The organism is Prochlorococcus sp. MIT 1201 (assembly GCF_047303415.1).
In the GTDB taxonomy this organism is placed as follows: Bacteria; Cyanobacteriota; Cyanobacteriia; order PCC-6307; family Cyanobiaceae; genus Prochlorococcus; species Prochlorococcus marinus_D.
The window spans coordinates 2,151,599-2,167,384 of the sequence record NZ_CP138947.1 but is presented as its reverse complement, the minus strand read 5'-3'; the positions used below and the strand labels follow the sequence as shown (position 1 = coordinate 2,167,384).

15 protein-coding genes are annotated in these 15,786 nt (G+C 48.0%); 9 read left to right on the top strand and 6 right to left on the bottom strand.

The window, feature by feature from the left end:
* The first annotated feature begins 53 nt into the window (after positions 1–53).
* From SIB41_RS10530 to SIB41_RS10520, 3 genes are all read left to right on the top strand, one after another.
* Positions 54–944, top strand: a complete 891-nt coding sequence (locus SIB41_RS10530; RefSeq protein ID WP_413358771.1) for an NAD(P)-dependent oxidoreductase — start codon at positions 54–56, stop codon at positions 942–944.
* Between the two features lie 329 nt (positions 945–1,273).
* Positions 1,274–2,275: a DUF952 domain-containing protein gene (locus tag SIB41_RS10525; protein WP_413358768.1), complete on the top strand. Its 1,002-nt coding sequence runs from the start codon at positions 1,274–1,276 to the stop codon at positions 2,273–2,275.
* On the top strand, positions 2,272–2,916 hold the full coding sequence (locus tag SIB41_RS10520; protein WP_413358765.1) for a DUF938 domain-containing protein: 645 nt from the start codon (positions 2,272–2,274) through the stop codon (positions 2,914–2,916). Before SIB41_RS10525 ends, SIB41_RS10520 begins: the two co-directional genes overlap by 4 nt.
* Before the next feature lie 72 nt (positions 2,917–2,988).
* Here SIB41_RS10520 and SIB41_RS10515 read toward each other — a convergent pair whose 3' ends face one another.
* Positions 2,989–3,678: a hypothetical protein gene (locus SIB41_RS10515; protein WP_413361519.1), complete on the bottom strand. Its 690-nt coding sequence runs from the start codon at positions 3,676–3,678 to the stop codon at positions 2,989–2,991.
* 119 nt (positions 3,679–3,797) lie between these two features.
* Between SIB41_RS10515 and murG the strand changes: the two genes are divergently transcribed.
* Positions 3,798–4,874, top strand: coding sequence for an undecaprenyldiphospho-muramoylpentapeptide beta-N-acetylglucosaminyltransferase (gene murG / locus SIB41_RS10510; RefSeq protein WP_413358763.1), 1,077 nt, complete (start codon positions 3,798–3,800; stop codon positions 4,872–4,874).
* On the opposite strand, the gene SIB41_RS10505 is transcribed toward murG, so the two are convergent.
* Positions 4,871–6,079 carry a pyridoxal phosphate-dependent aminotransferase gene (locus SIB41_RS10505; protein ID WP_413358760.1) on the bottom strand — a complete coding sequence of 403 codons (1,209 nt, stop codon included), beginning with the start codon at positions 6,077–6,079 and terminating at the stop codon, positions 4,871–4,873. The two genes, murG and SIB41_RS10505, sit on opposite strands and share 4 nt — an antisense overlap.
* Before the next feature lie 141 nt (positions 6,080–6,220).
* Between SIB41_RS10505 and SIB41_RS10500 the strand changes: the two genes are divergently transcribed.
* From SIB41_RS10500 to SIB41_RS10480, 5 genes are all read left to right on the top strand, one after another.
* Complete coding sequence (locus SIB41_RS10500; protein WP_413358757.1) at positions 6,221–6,709, top strand: prepilin-type N-terminal cleavage/methylation domain-containing protein; 489 nt, start codon at positions 6,221–6,223, stop codon at positions 6,707–6,709.
* Between the two features lie 135 nt (positions 6,710–6,844).
* Positions 6,845–8,182, top strand: a complete 1,338-nt coding sequence (locus SIB41_RS10495; RefSeq protein ID WP_413358755.1) for a type IV pilin protein — start codon at positions 6,845–6,847, stop codon at positions 8,180–8,182.
* 25 nt (positions 8,183–8,207) lie between these two features.
* Positions 8,208–9,851: a GspE/PulE family protein gene (locus tag SIB41_RS10490; protein WP_413358752.1), complete on the top strand. Its 1,644-nt coding sequence runs from the start codon at positions 8,208–8,210 to the stop codon at positions 9,849–9,851.
* A gap of 29 nt (positions 9,852–9,880) precedes the next feature.
* The gene (locus SIB41_RS10485) at positions 9,881–10,933 is read left to right on the top strand and encodes a type IV pilus twitching motility protein PilT (protein WP_413358749.1); all 1,053 of its coding nucleotides are present in this window, start codon (positions 9,881–9,883) and stop codon (positions 10,931–10,933) included.
* Between the two features lie 2 nt (positions 10,934–10,935).
* Positions 10,936–12,096, top strand: coding sequence for a type II secretion system F family protein (locus SIB41_RS10480; protein WP_413358746.1), 1,161 nt, complete (start codon positions 10,936–10,938; stop codon positions 12,094–12,096).
* Positions 12,097–12,229: 133 nt separating this feature from the next.
* On the opposite strand, the gene pilM is transcribed toward SIB41_RS10480, so the two are convergent.
* The 4 genes from pilM to SIB41_RS10460 all read right to left on the bottom strand — a co-directional run bounded on the left by pilM (position 12,230) and on the right by SIB41_RS10460 (position 15,710).
* Positions 12,230–14,491 (bottom strand): pilus assembly protein PilM, encoded by a 2,262-nt coding sequence (pilM, locus tag SIB41_RS10475; protein WP_413358743.1) that lies wholly within the window; start codon positions 14,489–14,491, stop codon positions 12,230–12,232.
* Between the two features lie 11 nt (positions 14,492–14,502).
* Positions 14,503–15,012, bottom strand: a complete 510-nt coding sequence (locus SIB41_RS10470; protein WP_413358741.1) for a hypothetical protein — start codon at positions 15,010–15,012, stop codon at positions 14,503–14,505.
* Positions 15,013–15,074: 62 nt separating this feature from the next.
* A complete protein-coding gene (locus SIB41_RS10465) occupies positions 15,075–15,284 on the bottom strand; it encodes a hypothetical protein (RefSeq protein WP_413358738.1) in 210 nt (69 codons plus the stop codon).
* A gap of 9 nt (positions 15,285–15,293) precedes the next feature.
* On the bottom strand, positions 15,294–15,710 hold the full coding sequence (locus tag SIB41_RS10460; RefSeq protein ID WP_413358736.1) for a hypothetical protein: 417 nt from the start codon (positions 15,708–15,710) through the stop codon (positions 15,294–15,296).
* Between the last annotated feature and the right edge of the window lie 76 nt (positions 15,711–15,786).

Below are 15,786 nucleotides of genomic sequence, written 5' to 3'. Positions count from 1 at the left end.
ACTGCCAATGTTGAGCTGAAGCAGTAAAAATCGAAGCAGCTCTACTGACAAACATGAGCAAAGCTCAGCTCAGCTCAAGGTCTAGCCTTGCCTTTGTTGGCCTCGGCGCATTGGGTTTACCAATGGCTGCCAATCTGCTGGCTGCGGGCTATGAGCTGAAGGTTCACAGCCGCAGTCGTGCGGCTGAACAGAATTTGGCTTTGCAAGGTAGCCGTCCCTGTAGCTCACCAGCAGAAGCTGCAGCAGACAGCCAGGCTCTACTGATCTGCGTTAGCGATGATGAAGCAGTAGAAGAGGTTCTTTTTGGTTCTCAGGGAGCAGCTTCTATGCTCAGCTCCGGCGCCATTGTGGTGGATTTTTCGACGATCGCCCCAGCAACGTCGATCACTCTTGCGCAGCGACTCGCTCAGCGAGGGGTGACCTATCTGGATGCACCGGTAACCGGAGGCACTGAAGGGGCCAGAGCCGGAACTCTTACCGTGCTAGTGGGTGGCAACACACAAGCTCTGGCAAGGGTGCAGCCACTGCTGGAAGTGATCGGTGAGAGCATTCATCACTTCGGTTCGGTGGGACGGGGCCAGCAGGTGAAGGCGCTCAACCAAGTGCTAGTGGCCGGTAGCTATGCCGCCTTAGCAGAAGCAATTGCGCTAGGGCAGCAGCTGGGTCTACCGATGCAGGAGGTGATCACAGCCTTACAAGATGGTGCTGCAGGTTCATGGGCTCTCAAGCACCGATCAACAGCGATGCTCGAAGATCACTATCCGCTCGGCTTCAAGCTGGCTTTACATCACAAGGATCTCGGCATTGCCCTGGAAACGGCAGAACGCGTGGGACTACAACTGCCCATCACAAGCGAAGTGCAATCGATGGAGGCAAGCCTGATTGAACTCGGCCATAGCGATGAAGATGTATCAGTGCTGAGGCGGTGGTTTGATCACCAATAGGCAGAATCTCAGCAACCCTGATCTAGCCTTCGGCAGGATGAATCAGTTGTTAATACTGCTTCAATTGAAGGCTGATCTTTATTTCAAATGAAAGCCAACAGATTAAGCCTGAATGTTCATTTGTGATCTACTACTTCACGAACTCCAACTGATACGTGTAGAAGGGATTAGCGATGGCATTAGTAATATTTGATTGATCAGCTATGCTACACAAATCAATTCAATGCAACGACTAAAGGCATACAAGATGCACCTGAAAACTCACTGATCACCATGGTCAAAAATGACAGCCTGCATCACCAATCAAGTTATCCAGTGCCTTGAGCTTGATGTCGAATCCGTTGTTGTATAGCTTCCGTCGCTGCCCTTATGCAATGAGAGCTCGATGGGCTCTTTTGGTTTCTGGCCTTTTGGTGACCTTGCGAGAAGTGGCCCTGAAAAATAAGCCGCCAGAGCTGCTGCAGGCTTCTCAAAAAGGAACCGTGCCAGTGCTGTTGACTGCAGATGGGACAGTGATTGATGAAAGCATTGATATCATGCACTGGGCTCTTCAGCAAGCTGATCCCTTCGATGGGCTACGCAGCGGAAAAGTCGGAGAACAAAAAATAATTCAGCAGCTTATCGAACAGAATGATGGCCCTTTCAAATATCATTTAGACCGTTTTAAATATGCTTGCAGGTTTAAAGGAGAAGATGCCGAAGAGCATCGCAAAATAGCTAGAGACATTCTTGTGGAGTGGAATGTGCGACTGGTACAACAAGAATCAAGGGATCGCAATGGTTGGCTGGTCGGAAAATCTCAAAGCCTTGCAGACTGGGCGTTATGGCCTTTTGTGCGTCAATACCGCCTCGCTGATCCATCAAGCTTTGATTGCGATCAAGATCTTCAAGCCATTAAAAGATGGTTGAAAGCCTTTCTGCAACATCCACTTTTTGCAAGATTGATGACACCAGTCAAACCTTGGTTGCCAGAACATCAACCGCGGACTTTCCCAGCTGATTCAAGTTTAGTTAAAATAGATCAACCATTGTTTCATCTGGCTTTGATTGAAGACTGGCAAGACGCATGCAATCAAGGGGTTTATCAATTCTCTACTCGCGGATTAAAACTCAAAGAGATTGGATTCATCCATTTGAGCTATCAGCATCAACTTGAGTCTACTTATCATCAATTTTATCGTGATCGAGGCCAGGTGCTTAGCTTGAAATTAAACCCAGAGCAACTGACAATGCCGCTTCGAGCCGAACCCTCATCAGCCGGGGAGCTTTTCCCTCATCTTTTTGGAGTCCTGCCTTTGAGCGCTGTAGAACTTGTGGAAACTTATCCATGAATGAACGCGTTGATACCGATCAAGATCGTCTTCACTTTGCCGCAACAGACAGGAACCGTGATGCAATTGCTGATGTTCTGAGCAAAGTGCTGCCTAGCGATGGGAGAGTGTTGGAACTTGCAAGTGGCAGTGGCGAACATGCCGTTGCTTTTCAAAAATTGTTCCCAAAGCTCATTTGGCACTGCAGCGATATTGATCCAATGCATCTTCGCAGCATCAATGCTTGGATCCATTTTGAGCAGCTTGAACAGACCATGCCCCCACCCCTCAAGATCGATGTCAACGCACGCCCCTGGCAACTGCCTGATGGATTAACTGATCATCTTTCTGGGGTTATTTGCATCAATATGATTCATATCTCTCCTTGGAAGTGTTGTGAATCTTTAGTCCAAGAAGCTGCTCAATTACTGGGCAACTCTGCACCACTAATTCTCTATGGGCCATACAAGCGTAATGGTCTTCACACGAGTGAAAGTAATGCCAGATTTGATGATTATCTGCGCACGCAAGATCCAAGTTGGGGAGTGCGTGAACTCGAAGATGTAGAACGTCTTGGTGTCAGTTCAGGCCTCTTGTTGAATGAGGTGATTGAAATGCCTGCCAACAACCTCTCCTTGATCTTCACGCCTAGGCAATCATGACTTGATCACACTAATCAAGACATCCCATCTCTACCGCTGACGGCAATGAAGGAGATTTACGCCAACCAAAACTCAAGGGATCAGTTCGTCTTCATTGCTTACCACCCGCACACGCTTGGTCACTGTGATCACGCCATCAGGATGCACCAACATCGCTGCCCATGTTTGGCTGCCGGGCGTGAACGGGGCCTGCACTGATTTAAAGATGCCACCACCATGCATCGGTGCCAGCTGGATATCAGGCGTGCTTTGAAGATTCACCTGTGCAGGCGTAAGCGCAATCAAGCCACCTGCAACCATCGCATGGCCCAAGGGTTGATCAAAGATCACGTCAACGTCATAACGACTACCTGTGAGCACCGCATCAGGGATCAGCAGGCTGATCGGCAAAGGGTTGCTGGCGCTAAGCAGGATCGACTGTTCGCTGATCACTTCTTCCCCAGTGATCAGCGAGCCTTCACCTTCAGTGAGCAATGCCAAGCGTTGGCTTGCCTCAAGGGCATAGCTCAGGCTTTCCGCTTCACGACTAGCACTTACATCAATTGCAAATGTTGAGCGTCCGTCCTTTAAAGGTTCGGCTGGACGAACAGACCAACGGGCATCAGGAAATTTGGCAGAGAAAATGCGCAAACGACTCTTCAGATCAGATGCATATTCGTCTGCGAGCAAACCAGCGAGGGCGTCACCTCCAGGTGTATTGAGAGCCTGCTGTAATCGGGTGCTGAGAGGCACAGCATCTGCAGCCCTGCCAACCAAGGGCATCAAGGCTGAACACAAGGCCAGCAGACTGGTGGCCAAAGCGACTGGCTTGAGATGACGCACTGGAGGCTTGAGGGCACTGCCGATAAGTTAGGCCGCACCTTCATGCTCTGCCCACTGCCATGCCCCGGCTTCTGATTGCTGCAAGCGGCACCGGTGGCCATCTTTTCCCAGCACTGGCTGTTGCCGAAGCTTTGCCCGCCTCCTGGAGCGTGTGCTGGCTGGGAGTGCCAGATCGCCTAGAAACCCAACTGGTGCCAGAGCGCTATCAGCTGATCACTGTGCGCGCCGGTGGTCTACAAGGACGCGGCCTGCGCAAGCTGATGCAGTTGCTGCAATTGCTCGCTGCTACGGGCCGAGTGCGAAAGCTGCTGCAGAAACAAGGTATCCAGGCTGTTTTCACCACTGGGGGCTATATCGCTGCGCCAGCAATCTTGGCGGCACGCTGGTGTGGGATCCCTGTGATGTTGCACGAATCCAATGCCATCCCCGGACGAGTGACCCGCTTATTGGGTCGCTTCTGCCAGGTTGTGGCCGTTGGCCTCCCTATTGCTGCCGAGCGCCTCCCAGGCAGCAGAGCTGTGGTCACAGGAACACCGGTGCGCGCGGCATTCCTTTCGCCACAGGCCTTGCCGCGGTGGGTTCCTTGTGGGGATGGCCCATTGCTATTGGTGATTGGTGGTAGCCAAGGGGCTGTCGGACTCAACCGCATGGTGCGAGGCGCACTGCCATCGCTGCTGGAGGCCGGGTGTCGTGTGGTGCATCTCACCGGCAACAACGATCCAGAGGTAGGAGAACTCGATCACGCCAACTTGGTGGAAGAGCCTTTCAGCGATGAGATGCCTGGTTTGCTGCAACATGCCGATCTCGCCATCAGCCGTGCGGGAGCCGGCAGCCTGAGTGAATTGGCCGTCTGTGGCACCCCAACCATCTTGGTGCCCTTCCCTCAAGCAGCAGACCAGCATCAAGAGGCCAACGCAGCCTGCGCTGCTGCGCTTGGGGCTGCCGTGATCGTGCATCAACATGCAGCAGAACATCAGGCTCTTGGTAATGCTCTGCAGCATTTACTCGGCTCTCGCCTACGCGGCATCAATCCAGAAGAGGATCTATTGCTGAAGATGAGGCAAGGCATGCAACGACTGGCTGTGCGTGATGCCGATCAGCAATTAAGACATCGACTTGAAGATGTCATCCCCTAAGCCAGAGGGTGGCGTAGGAGCTCCTGACGCATGGCGTTAATGATGCGGCGATTATGGCGGCGGCTTTGATAACCGATCCGCAACCAGTTCTCGCCAAGCCCCTCAAAAGAGCGGCAATCACGCAAGAGAATGCGATGGCGAACTTCTAAGGATTCACGCAGAGGCAGCAGAGAGCTCTGAGCACGAATCAACAAGAAATTCGCAGCCGAAGGCATGGCCGTGATGCCTGGCAATGCATTGAGCTGGCGTTGCCACCAAGCGCCTTCGCTGGCGGTCCAACGTTGCACCTTGTGGCACCAACGTTGATAACGACGCGGATTGCGCAGCAAGCGTTCGCCTACAGCCGCGGCGATGCCATTGACAGGCCAAGGGTCACGCCAGCCAGCCCAACGCTGCAAGCGTTTGGGTTGAGCTAGGGCATAACCAAGCCGCAAGCCTGCAATGCCATAGAGCTTGGTGAGGCTGCGGATCACCACCAAATTGGGGTGAGTGTCTACAAGAGGTATCAACGACTGGGCTTCACCATTGGGCACCAGAGGCAAAAAGGCCTCATCGCAGATCACCAGGCGATAACGCGCAAGCAAAGGCTCTAAAGACGCCCGACTCCATAGCTGGCCTGTGGGGTTATGAGGATTGGTGATCCAAGCGACTTCTGCAGCAGCCGTTGGCGCCTGGGCTGCTGTTGAACCGGCTGCGAGAGGCTCACCTGCTGGTGAGGCTGCGGTTGAAGCCGCAACTGCTGGTGCTGTTGGAGCCACGCCAGCTGGTGAGCTGGCTATAGGCGAACCAGAAAATCCCGGAAAAGCCTGCGGCAAAGGGCCTACCCAATCCAGCGCTAACGGCGTGAGCTGGGGAACAACATGCCAACAACGCAAAGCTCTGGCGTAGTCAGCAAAACCAGGCGTATGCAGATGATTGAGGCCTAAGGCAGCAGCATCGCGGGCTGCCCAGGTAAACAACTCGGCTGCGCCATTGCCGGGCAGCACAAATGTTGGGTTGAGATCGTTGTGTATGCGAGCTAGCGCTGCACGAAGGTTGCGATAGCGGGGATCCGGATAAGGCCTTAGATCATTAGCCGAGGTATATGTTTTGCATGTAAATGGAGCCAGTGAGGCGCTGGCATCAAGGAAATCGGCCGCTCCATGCTGTTGCCTGCGGGCAGCGCTATGGATATCGCCGCCATGGCTAAAAGACATGGCGGGCATGACTCAAAGTCCATCTCAGAGCAAGGCACAAAGAAGACTTTCCTCACGCATAGGTAATACGTTATGCATAGCTTGCTTGGTTGAATTGTTGACAGCCGGGCTTGACAGCACGATGATTAGTCTAAATCTAAACTGAGTCTTATGACTGCATTGCAGAGCTACCTAGCCTCTCCAAAAATCAAAAGAGTCCTCAACCGTCGCCCAGGCGAGGAAGGCTTCTCTTTGATCGAGCTGGTTGTTGTTGTTGCCGTGCTGGCGATTCTTGCGGCAATTGCTATTCCTAATTTCACAGCCTTAACTGATGATGCACGTGTGAACACTGCAGGGCAAACGCTGGTTAATCAATACAAAGAGTGTGAATACTCTGCAGCAAGAACTGGAACCGGAGATCACACTCAGGTAGAAACTGGAGCCGACAATGTTATCGCAGGAGTTAATTTTACGGGTGATGCCACTGTCACTCTTACCAATGGCACCGCCTGCGATGGTCTTGCCACAGCTGTAATAACTGTTGGCTCTGACACATGTACCATCAATTTGCATTATGGGACTGGTATAAAGAGTTTCGCCGGTAGTGGTACTGGGGCCAGTGCGACTGCCTGGCCAAAAACATTTGCAGACTGCGTATAAGCTAAGCAATAGCAAGCCTTACATTTTTAGAAACTGATTTGCAGTTACTAAAAATGTAAGGCTTGCATATTTTTATTATGCGTAAAGGGAAGACAAGCGAATTAAATAGCCAATTCTCCATTGCTACATACAGCCTTGAAGAACAGGAACCAAGAAAAATATTCCCGCCTGCCACAAGCACGTGAGCTGCTTAGGCTTCATTTATTTCAGCTGTTATCAAGCAGAGAGCAAACAGGCTTTAGCATTTTTGAGCTGGTCACAGTTGTTGCTGTTCTTGGCATCCTTTCGGCGATTGCTGTGACCAGCATCGGTAATGCCAGCAAGTTTGCCCAGCTCGATGAAGCCAAAGCACTGTTGAATGCAGCAGCGGTGGAATGCCTGCAACGGGTACGTACTAATCCCAGCGATTACAAAACATGGCAACCTGATGCGCTTAAATCCAGAGAAATGAAGGGAAGCATTCAATTACCAGGCAATTACCAATATAAAGACTCTAAGAACACCTGCGCGGAGGTTTCTATTCATGATCCTTCTGATGAAAGTTCATTATTGATGGATCTTAAATTCAGCGTGATTGGCGGCAAGATTATTAAAGAAGCAGTGAATAAAAATAACGAAACCGAAAGTGCTTGCATCAGTTGGGGCAATTGTGGTGGCAGTGAATCCGCCGAATACTTGAAAGCATGCAACAAGACCAAGGACACATGCGATGGAAGCCTCAGTACAGTAATCAGCTCGGGATCTAATGGAGACAAGGGGTATAAATGGGTCGGTCAGTGCACATGGCCCAAGGCAAGTCCGCTGCCAAGTTGTACTGATGATTGCTGGCGTTTTGAAGGTTCTTGTTTTAGCGAAGAAGCAGATTACATTGCCGCTGATGCAGCCAACAAAACACAGCAATGCAATGACTACGAGGCATCCTTAAGATCCTCAGATTTTGATGGCGAAGATCTTTATGGGACCAACAATGAATGTGAAAAGAATTATTGGTGGTGTGCTGGTGAAAAGATGAACAGCAAAACGAAATACGATGAATGTTCATGCACCAATCAGAAATCAACTTGGCTTGCTGCAGGCGGTGATGGGGCATTGCCAGCTTCATCTAGTAGCTGTGCAGCAGCATATAAATGCAGCGGCAGAGAAGTAGATTACGCCGAATACACTGCTACTTGTGGGAATGCATGCAATAATGAAAAACTTGCATGGCTGGCTCAAGGTGGCAATGGGAAAATGCCAACACCAAATAGTTGCACTTCAGACAAGTATAAATGCAATGGCTCTGAAGTAAGTTTTACCCAATACGAAGCAACTTGCGGGGGAGTTTCTTGCTGTACAGTTGAAGATATTGCAAAATCGTCTAATACAAACTGTACCTTTTTCCATACTAGCGGGATGCTTAAAAATAACCCCCCCTTGATACCTGCCTGCTGCGGAGCGAAAGAATACAACACTTCAAGCTGTCCAGTTCCATGAGTCTACTTAATATAAAAATAACACAATGAACCAAACCCAAGAAGTTCGCAAATTAATAGATAAGCACTTCTCACTAGCTTGGTGTCGAGAAAATATTGTCATTCCGCTAGGGGTAGAAACCGCTGCTTTCCCTAACAAGAAAAGGCTAACTGTTGCTGTCGGTAATTTCAGTTATCTCGCCACTATTGGTGAGTTCATTAAGAAACGGGCTGCAGATTCCAATCTTGAATGTGTATTCATTGAAAAACCTGCTGATCAAATCCAAGCCTTACTTGATGAAGCCGCTACCGAACGACTCATTACTGGCGAAGGACTTGAAACTTATGATTATTCTGATGATGCCATCCTTGAAGCCTTAAGAGCAGCAGAAGAAGATACAAATCCAGATGGCTTTGACTTCGATTTTGATGACAGCGAAGAAGCCGAGATTGCTGATGAAGCTTTAGATTTATCCGCTGAGATGCTAGGCAGCAAAATTCAACAAGCAGCTGCCAATATCTTGATCCACTCAACGCGCAGCAATGTCTCTGATATTCATGTGGAGCCAAGGCTTGAGGAATACAAGATTCGAGTCAGGCGCGATGGCGTGATGCAAGATTTTGTGCGTATGCCCCGCTCAGCAGGAGTGAAGCTGACTGCATGTCTAAAAAATATGGCCCAGATGGATATTGCCGAACGGCGTGCTTCTCAAGATGGAAAGATCTTCAGACGCTTTGAAGGCCAAAGACTAGAATTTCGCTGCTCAACAGCACCAGGAAAACATGGAGAAAAGATGGTGCTTAGAATCCTCAATAGTGATGAAGGCATGCTTAGTCTTGACGTACTCATTACAAACGAGGAAATAAAAAAGAACTTCCGGCGCATCATTGAAGAAGCCAATGGGATTGTGATTGTGTCTGGGCCAACAGGCTCTGGTAAATCGACAACTCTCGCCTCAGCTCTGCGTGAAAAAGACACTGGCGAATTGAATATTGTGACTGCTGAAGATCCAATTGAATATGACCTTGGCGGCAACATTCAACAGTTTCCTGTGATGCGAGCCAAAGGCCAAACATTTGCCAACCTATTACGCACGTTCCTACGCCAAGACCCCGATGTGATTTTAATTGGCGAGACTAGAGACCCAGAAACTGCTGAATCCTCCATGGATGCAGCCGAAACAGGCCATTTAGTTTTTACAACCCTTCATGCGAATAGCGCCTCTACTTCACTGACCCGCCTACTCGACATGGAAGTACCGAGTTACAAGTTAACAGCTTCACTTCGTGGCGTGTTGGCGCAACGTTTGCTTCGCAAGGTTTGTCCAGAATGCAGCATCAAGCGGCCGATTGATGATCTTGAAAGCCGCTTTACAGGTTTACGGCGTGGTACAGAAGTGAGAGTTGCTACGGCTCTGAAAGCAGAAGAAAAAGAACAACGCAAGCGGGAAGGCACACTCTGCACACGCTGCAGTGGTACTGGCTACAAAGGACGCATCGGCACCTATGAGCTGATGAGGGTCAATAGGAGAATCAGTGATGCAATCAAACAGAAGAAATCAACGCGGGAAATAGAGGATATTGCAGTTGAGGATGGAATGTTGACCCTCAAAGGCTATGCTGTAGATCTAATCAAAAACCAATTAACAACCGTTTCCGAATTGCAAAAGATTTGCAATACTGATTACTAGAACCTCAAACACATCTGCTTTGCACACCAATGTCTATCGCACGCCAGATTATCGGATTTGCCATCAAAGCTGGCTCCTCAGATATCCACCTAGAAGAAGGCTCACCGATTGCGATCCGCGTGCATTCAGATATCAAGATTCTAGAAAATGAGCTTAAGCCTGCAGATATGGATAAATTAATGCTTGAAATTTTAGGTAAGGAGAAAGTAGAGGAGTTCAATAAAACGGGTGATCTCGATACATCGATTGGGCTTGAAGGCTTATCAAGAATCAGGATTAATGCCTATGTCGCTAGCGAAAAACGTTGTTTAACATTGCGAATCCTGCCGGAAAACCTGCCAAAATGGCAGGATTTAGGCCTTCCCCAACCTTTTGTTGACCTTAGTGAGAAACATCGTGGCCTTGTGCTTTGTACAGGCCCAACTGGGTCGGGTAAGTCAACAACCTTGGCAGCATTTGTGAACTGTATTCTTGAAACACAAAAACGGCATATCCTCACGATTGAAGATCCGATTGAATTTGAATTTCATCATTCCGCCAACTCCATCATTCATCAACGGGAGGTAAAGCGCGATACAACATCATTCGCCACAGCGCTGCGTGCCGCATTACGGGAAGATCCAGATGTGATCTACATCGGCGAGATGCGCGATCTTGAAACGATTCAACTCGCGATTACAGCAGCAGAAACGGGGCATCTTGTTTTAGGCACACTGCATACCTCATCCGCCGCCAAGACAGTGGAACGCATTGTTGATGTTTTCCCCGGCGATCAACAAGAACAAGCCCGTTTGCAAGTTTCCACTTCACTGCTCGGAATCATGTCTCAGACGCTTTGCAAAAACACTGCGGGCAAACGCTCCTTGGCTTACGAATTACTCATTAACACCCCTGCTATTGGTAATCTGATTCGTGAGCGTAAGGTTAGCCAGATCTACTCACAAATCCAAACAGGTAGTAAAGATGGCATGAATACATTGGAGCAATGCCTTTCTGATCTAGTCATCAAAGGCAAGATCAGCAAAGAAGAAGCGATTGGCAAAGCATCGATTCCCAAGGCAATCCTTACAGAAGCGAGTTAGCCATGGCTGAATACGGCGAAGCCAGCCAGCCTCAGCAATCAGCGCAAAATCTCAGCGGCGCAAATCAGCGCTCCATGGCTGTAGCATCAATGCCACAAATATCTCCGAAAAGACTAAAAATACCCCAGAAAGATTTGTTGGTTTTTTTCAGGCAACTTGCAGTTGTCTTGCAAAGTGGTGTCTCGCTCGCACAAGGTTTAGTGCTGATCGGGGAAAACATGACTAATAAAAAATTTCGCGCGTGCATTTATGCGATTGCTGCCAGGCTCAATGCTGGCGAAGACTTATCCTTTTGCCTCAAGCAATATCCGAAAGTTTTTGCGCCGATCACTGTTGGTTTGATTGAGGCCGGCGAAGTTGGTGGCATCCTTGATCAAGTATTAGAACGGATTGCCCTGCTCTTAGAAGAGCAAGCCAAGCTGAAAGGCCAAATTATTGGTGCCCTAATCTATCCAGGTATTGTTCTATTGCTCGCTGTAACGGTGAGCCTGGGGCTGTTAATCGGTATTGTGCCTAAATTTGAAACGATGTTCAGTAATATGGGATCGGAGCTGCCTGCGCTCACGAAGTTTATGCTCACGTTGTCGGATTTTGTGACTACAGCTGGTTTCGCAATTGGGGCGCCAGTGACAATTTTTGTATGCATATTTCTGTTTCGAGGCTTTTATGCCAGCAAAGAAGGGCGAATAGCTGTTGATACTGGTATTTTTGCGGTTCCTCTTTTTGGCGATCTCATTCTGCGCTCAGAGATGGCCGCCCTCTGCGACACCCTCTCTACTCTGGTGACCTCAGGGATTCCATTAGTCGACAGCTTGCAGCGATGCATGAGCGCCAGTTCCAATCAGTTGATTAAAAATACAATTCAGCTTGGAATTCGACTTGTTCGTGAAGGCCAAGAACTGAACTATGCATTCAATCAATCCAAGATCATGCCTCGGCTTGTGGTCTCGATGATCAAGATCGGCGAAGAAACTGGTGAACTCAGCTTCATGCTTGAAAAGCTCTCTGATTTTTATAAGCGCGAAGTGGAGTCCACAGTTTCTGCACTTACCAAAGCCATGGAACCTGCGATTATTTTTGTCGTTGCTGGTATCGTCGGCACGATCGTTATCGCACTCTACCTACCGATGTTTTCGATGATCAAAGCAATGAAAGGAGGATAGAGAAGCAACAAAAAGTATCTCATCAATGATATTTTCACCAAGCTCTAGTTTCATAGTGCCCTGTGCAAAACGCTAAAGATAAACCCTACAATCCCACTTGCTTGATTAAAGAGTTGCTGAATGGGGCCAAGAGTTAATGATCATCGCCTGAAAATTTCAACTCGCCAAGTGGAAACTCGTCTTGTTCGGCCATAGTCTCTTCTGAATCATTTGCTTCAGTGGCTTTTTCTGAATGCTGGTCTTGACCTGGCTCAACTTCAATATCTCCTAATTCACCAATCACGAGCTTCTCTTCTTCTAAAGGATCCTGATCATGAGCCGGCTTGTCCGCCAGCAAAGCGTTTTGATGAATACTTGGCCATTCTTCCTCTTGCTGCTGCTGATTAATTGCTTCTTTTCCTTCCTGACCATCGGCCTCTTCAAGAACAAGCTTCTGCTCGCTTGGTTCTTCGCCGAACTCTGCAGTCACATCAGCATTTATAACTTTCTTTGTTTCTACAGCCTGCTCCTGCTCAGTTGTTTTTTCGCCTAACTCAGCAATCACGAGCTTCTCTTCCTCTAGAGGATCCTCATCTGTAGCCGGCTGCTCAGCCAGCAAAGCGTTTTGATGAATACTTGGCCATTCTTCCTCTTCCTCTTGCTGTTGCTGATCAATTGCTGGTTCTTCTTCTTGCACATCTGCCTCTTCAAGAACACGCTTGCCCTCCTCTTGTCCTTCTACTAACTCAGCAACGACAACTTCCTGGGCTTCGACAGTCTGTTCTTGTTCTGCTGCTCTATCGCCTAACTCAGTAATCACGAGCATCTCTTCTTCTACAGCATCCTCATCTTTAGCCGGCTGCTCAGCCACCAAAGCGTCTCCATAAATACTAGGCCATTTCTCTTCCTCTTTTTCCTGCTTATCAATTATTTCTTCTGCTTCTTGCTCAGAAACGTTATTAGCATCTTTCTGATCATCTTGTTCAAAAACAAGCTTCTCATCGCCTTGTTCTTCTACTAACTCTGTAACGATACCAGCATCAATCAACTGTTCTGCTGCTTGCTTTTGGAGGAACTCTGTTGTGAGGGATGCTTTTACAATCCCTTCTGCTTCAACATCAACGATGTTTTCATGGGAACCAGCCCTCGCATTTTCTTTTTCATTTTCAATTGGTGGAATCTCTGTTGCCGTTATTAAAGCTTTTCCTGAATCTGATTCTTCTTCTACAGGCTCCTGTTGTTCATAATCATTAAATGAAAAATACTCTGTATCATCATTTGGCAGGATGGTAAGACCACAACCCAACAGCCTGCCAAGACTTTGATGTAGCAATGGTTGTGAAAATAAAACGTTTCCCACACCTTCAGCACCCAGAGGGCGAATCACCTCTACAGGAAGACCTAACGCTGAGCTGAGCAATTCATCAATCTTAGGATGGGCACTATTAACACCAGTAAGATAAATAGATTTACAAATTGATTCTGGGGCTTTTTCAGAGAACTCCTTCATGAAGCGACGCAGTTCGCCAATCAATACTCTAAGATCTAGTTCAGAAATAGGCAGGTATTTTTCATCGGCTAATGTGATCGCCTCTGCTGAGCCATGCTCAGCCAGTGATGCGTCGACTGCAATCTGATTATTAGCAATCTCAGGTTCTGGGAACTCACGAATAGCAGCTAATCTCAACAGAGAAACTGGGCCCGAGGCTGCAATAACAGTGAGATGAGTACATTCTGGCAGCAATTCTAACATAAAGTAAATTTCATTTTGCTTCAGCAAATCAAGACCGCCTGCTATTAAACGTAGCTGAGCCATGGAACCAGTTTCAACCGCCTTTAACTCCAGTTCAGCAGCCTCAAGAGTATCCAATAATTGGTCAATTAATTTTTGCGGAACACTTGTCAACAGATAAGCCTTTGTATTGGCTTCATGCCTGCTAAGCAAAGCTAAATCAATCGGCAGGATATCGAAATCTGTTTGCTGCAAAGGGATAGGAATCTGCAGCCCCGAGGTCGGATCTTTCACATAATCCCATGCTTGTAGCTGAGAAAGCTCTGCTGGAACATCAATCCATGTCGTGAATACAGCCTCAGGAGGCAGCACGACCACCGTTCGATGAGCATAAATGTTTTCTTCTTTACAGATTGACTGGATCAAAGTAGCCATCTTGTCCGGTTCGCTCGGAACGCCTCTTTCGATTGCCTTGGCAGGCAAAGATACTCGTTTCAGATGTTTGAATTCAACATCAAGTCCCGTATATTTAGCTTCAGCAAAAGTTAACGATGTGCTGCCAAATTCAAGCAAGAGCACGCGCTTGGAAACTGATCTTCGAAATGATGAAAGGCGGTCGGCCAGTCCACTCATATTGATCGTAAGACCAAAAAATGATTGCCCAACTGGAGGAGTGGCTGTCATGGCAAGTGCAATTACGTTGTAGGAACACAAAAGGGTTTTGGTCGGCAAAATATCCTTCTAACAATTGGCAACATCGCCACTGTTTTGTACTGATCCAACGGCTTGGCTACCAAAACATAAACCTTTTGATTATGAGCACCTGTTTCACGAGAATCAAACAGGCAAAACTCATAGCGGGAGGCAAGCTGAAATTCCGATTCATTTGCTGCAAGATTATCCAGCGAAACAATTCCGGCCAAGGCAGGGGCAACCTTCTGAAGAGGATTGCTAGAGCAATTCCCTATGCCAAGAGGGAATAATGCCGTGTTAGCTCCTGGCTGCTCCAAAACGCTCACCATTCTATCCATAGCGGCAGAAAGCCTTTCAGCTAGCAGGATCGGCACTGGTGCCTCTTCTTTCTCACTGCGAGCCAAACTGCTATCTGGAATAAAGTAAAGATTGAGCTGCTCTGAAACAGCCAAAAATACGGCTCCAAAGATCACGAAAACAGCCAGGGCAAAAACCACTTGCAGAAGAGACATGCCCTGATCTTCACAGTTATATTTCTCAGCATCACCATTACTCTTATAGTAATATAAGTGTGTCATAAGCTTGTATTGGCGAGAAAATCCTTGAAAGCATTTTTCTGAGAATCACTCAAACCCGCAGCATCCAGGACATTTAGCTCGTAAGTAGACATCCCAGCATCAAGAGAGTCCTTACGCGCAAAGGACGCCTCTGTGAATTCAACCGCCAAGGTCAAGGCGGATGTAGCAATCGTAGCGATAATCAAACCCAATACAGCATCAATCATAATTTATACCTATACCTCAAAATCACACTTGCTATCTTTATCTACTTGGTGATTGGAAGGAAGCGCACATGACCATAACCCCTTAGCTGAATCGAAAATGATCCGATGGCCAGAAGAGGCATACGAGCATCCGCCTGCAAAATCAGCAACACTGCCGGAAAAAACATATGCGAGCTTATCAAGATTAAGAGATTCCTTGACATCATCAGCGCTAGCAGCATTGCAAACATCCAAGCCAGGATTCTCCGCAATCGTCTGCGTAATCACTTGATCCTTCAGCTGAAGGCCATTGTAATAGAGGCTTGAACTCGCTATAGAAGCTGGCTGCCAAGTATTTTGAAATTGCACATAACTCGTTGCCATCTCAAATATCGCCATAATTCCTGTTAACATCGCGATGCCCAAACCAGCATAGAGATAGGCCATACATCCTTACATCTGCAATCGATTGTCAATCTAGGCCAACGATCATCAGATGTCAGGAAAAAGTTTTGAATACGAA

What these genes read in the sequence shown, in the direction of transcription:
- SIB41_RS10520 (WP_413358765.1), top strand. Translation starts at nt 2,272, where the DNA reads ATGAATGAACGCGTTGATACCGATCAAGATCGTCTTCACTTTGCCGCA.
- SIB41_RS10530 (WP_413358771.1), top strand. Translation starts at nt 54, where the DNA reads ATGAGCAAAGCTCAGCTCAGCTCAAGGTCTAGCCTTGCCTTTGTTGGC.
- SIB41_RS10525 (WP_413358768.1), top strand. Translation starts at nt 1,274, where the DNA reads ATGTCGAATCCGTTGTTGTATAGCTTCCGTCGCTGCCCTTATGCAATG.
- SIB41_RS10500 (WP_413358757.1), top strand. Translation starts at nt 6,221, where the DNA reads ATGACTGCATTGCAGAGCTACCTAGCCTCTCCAAAAATCAAAAGAGTC.
- SIB41_RS10505 (WP_413358760.1), bottom strand. Translation starts at nt 6,079, where the DNA reads ATGCCCGCCATGTCTTTTAGCCATGGCGGCGATATCCATAGCGCTGCC.
- pilM (WP_413358743.1), bottom strand. Translation starts at nt 14,491, where the DNA reads ATGACAGCCACTCCTCCAGTTGGGCAATCATTTTTTGGTCTTACGATC.
- SIB41_RS10515 (WP_413361519.1), bottom strand. Translation starts at nt 3,678, where the DNA reads ATGCCCTTGGTTGGCAGGGCTGCAGATGCTGTGCCTCTCAGCACCCGA.
- SIB41_RS10485 (WP_413358749.1), top strand. Translation starts at nt 9,881, where the DNA reads ATGTCTATCGCACGCCAGATTATCGGATTTGCCATCAAAGCTGGCTCC.
- murG (WP_413358763.1), top strand. Translation starts at nt 3,798, where the DNA reads ATGCCCCGGCTTCTGATTGCTGCAAGCGGCACCGGTGGCCATCTTTTC.
- SIB41_RS10460 (WP_413358736.1), bottom strand. Translation starts at nt 15,710, where the DNA reads ATGGCCTATCTCTATGCTGGTTTGGGCATCGCGATGTTAACAGGAATT.
- SIB41_RS10490 (WP_413358752.1), top strand. Translation starts at nt 8,208, where the DNA reads ATGAACCAAACCCAAGAAGTTCGCAAATTAATAGATAAGCACTTCTCA.
- SIB41_RS10480 (WP_413358746.1), top strand. Translation starts at nt 10,936, where the DNA reads ATGGCTGAATACGGCGAAGCCAGCCAGCCTCAGCAATCAGCGCAAAAT.
- SIB41_RS10465 (WP_413358738.1), bottom strand. Translation starts at nt 15,284, where the DNA reads ATGATTGATGCTGTATTGGGTTTGATTATCGCTACGATTGCTACATCC.
- SIB41_RS10470 (WP_413358741.1), bottom strand. Translation starts at nt 15,012, where the DNA reads ATGTCTCTTCTGCAAGTGGTTTTTGCCCTGGCTGTTTTCGTGATCTTT.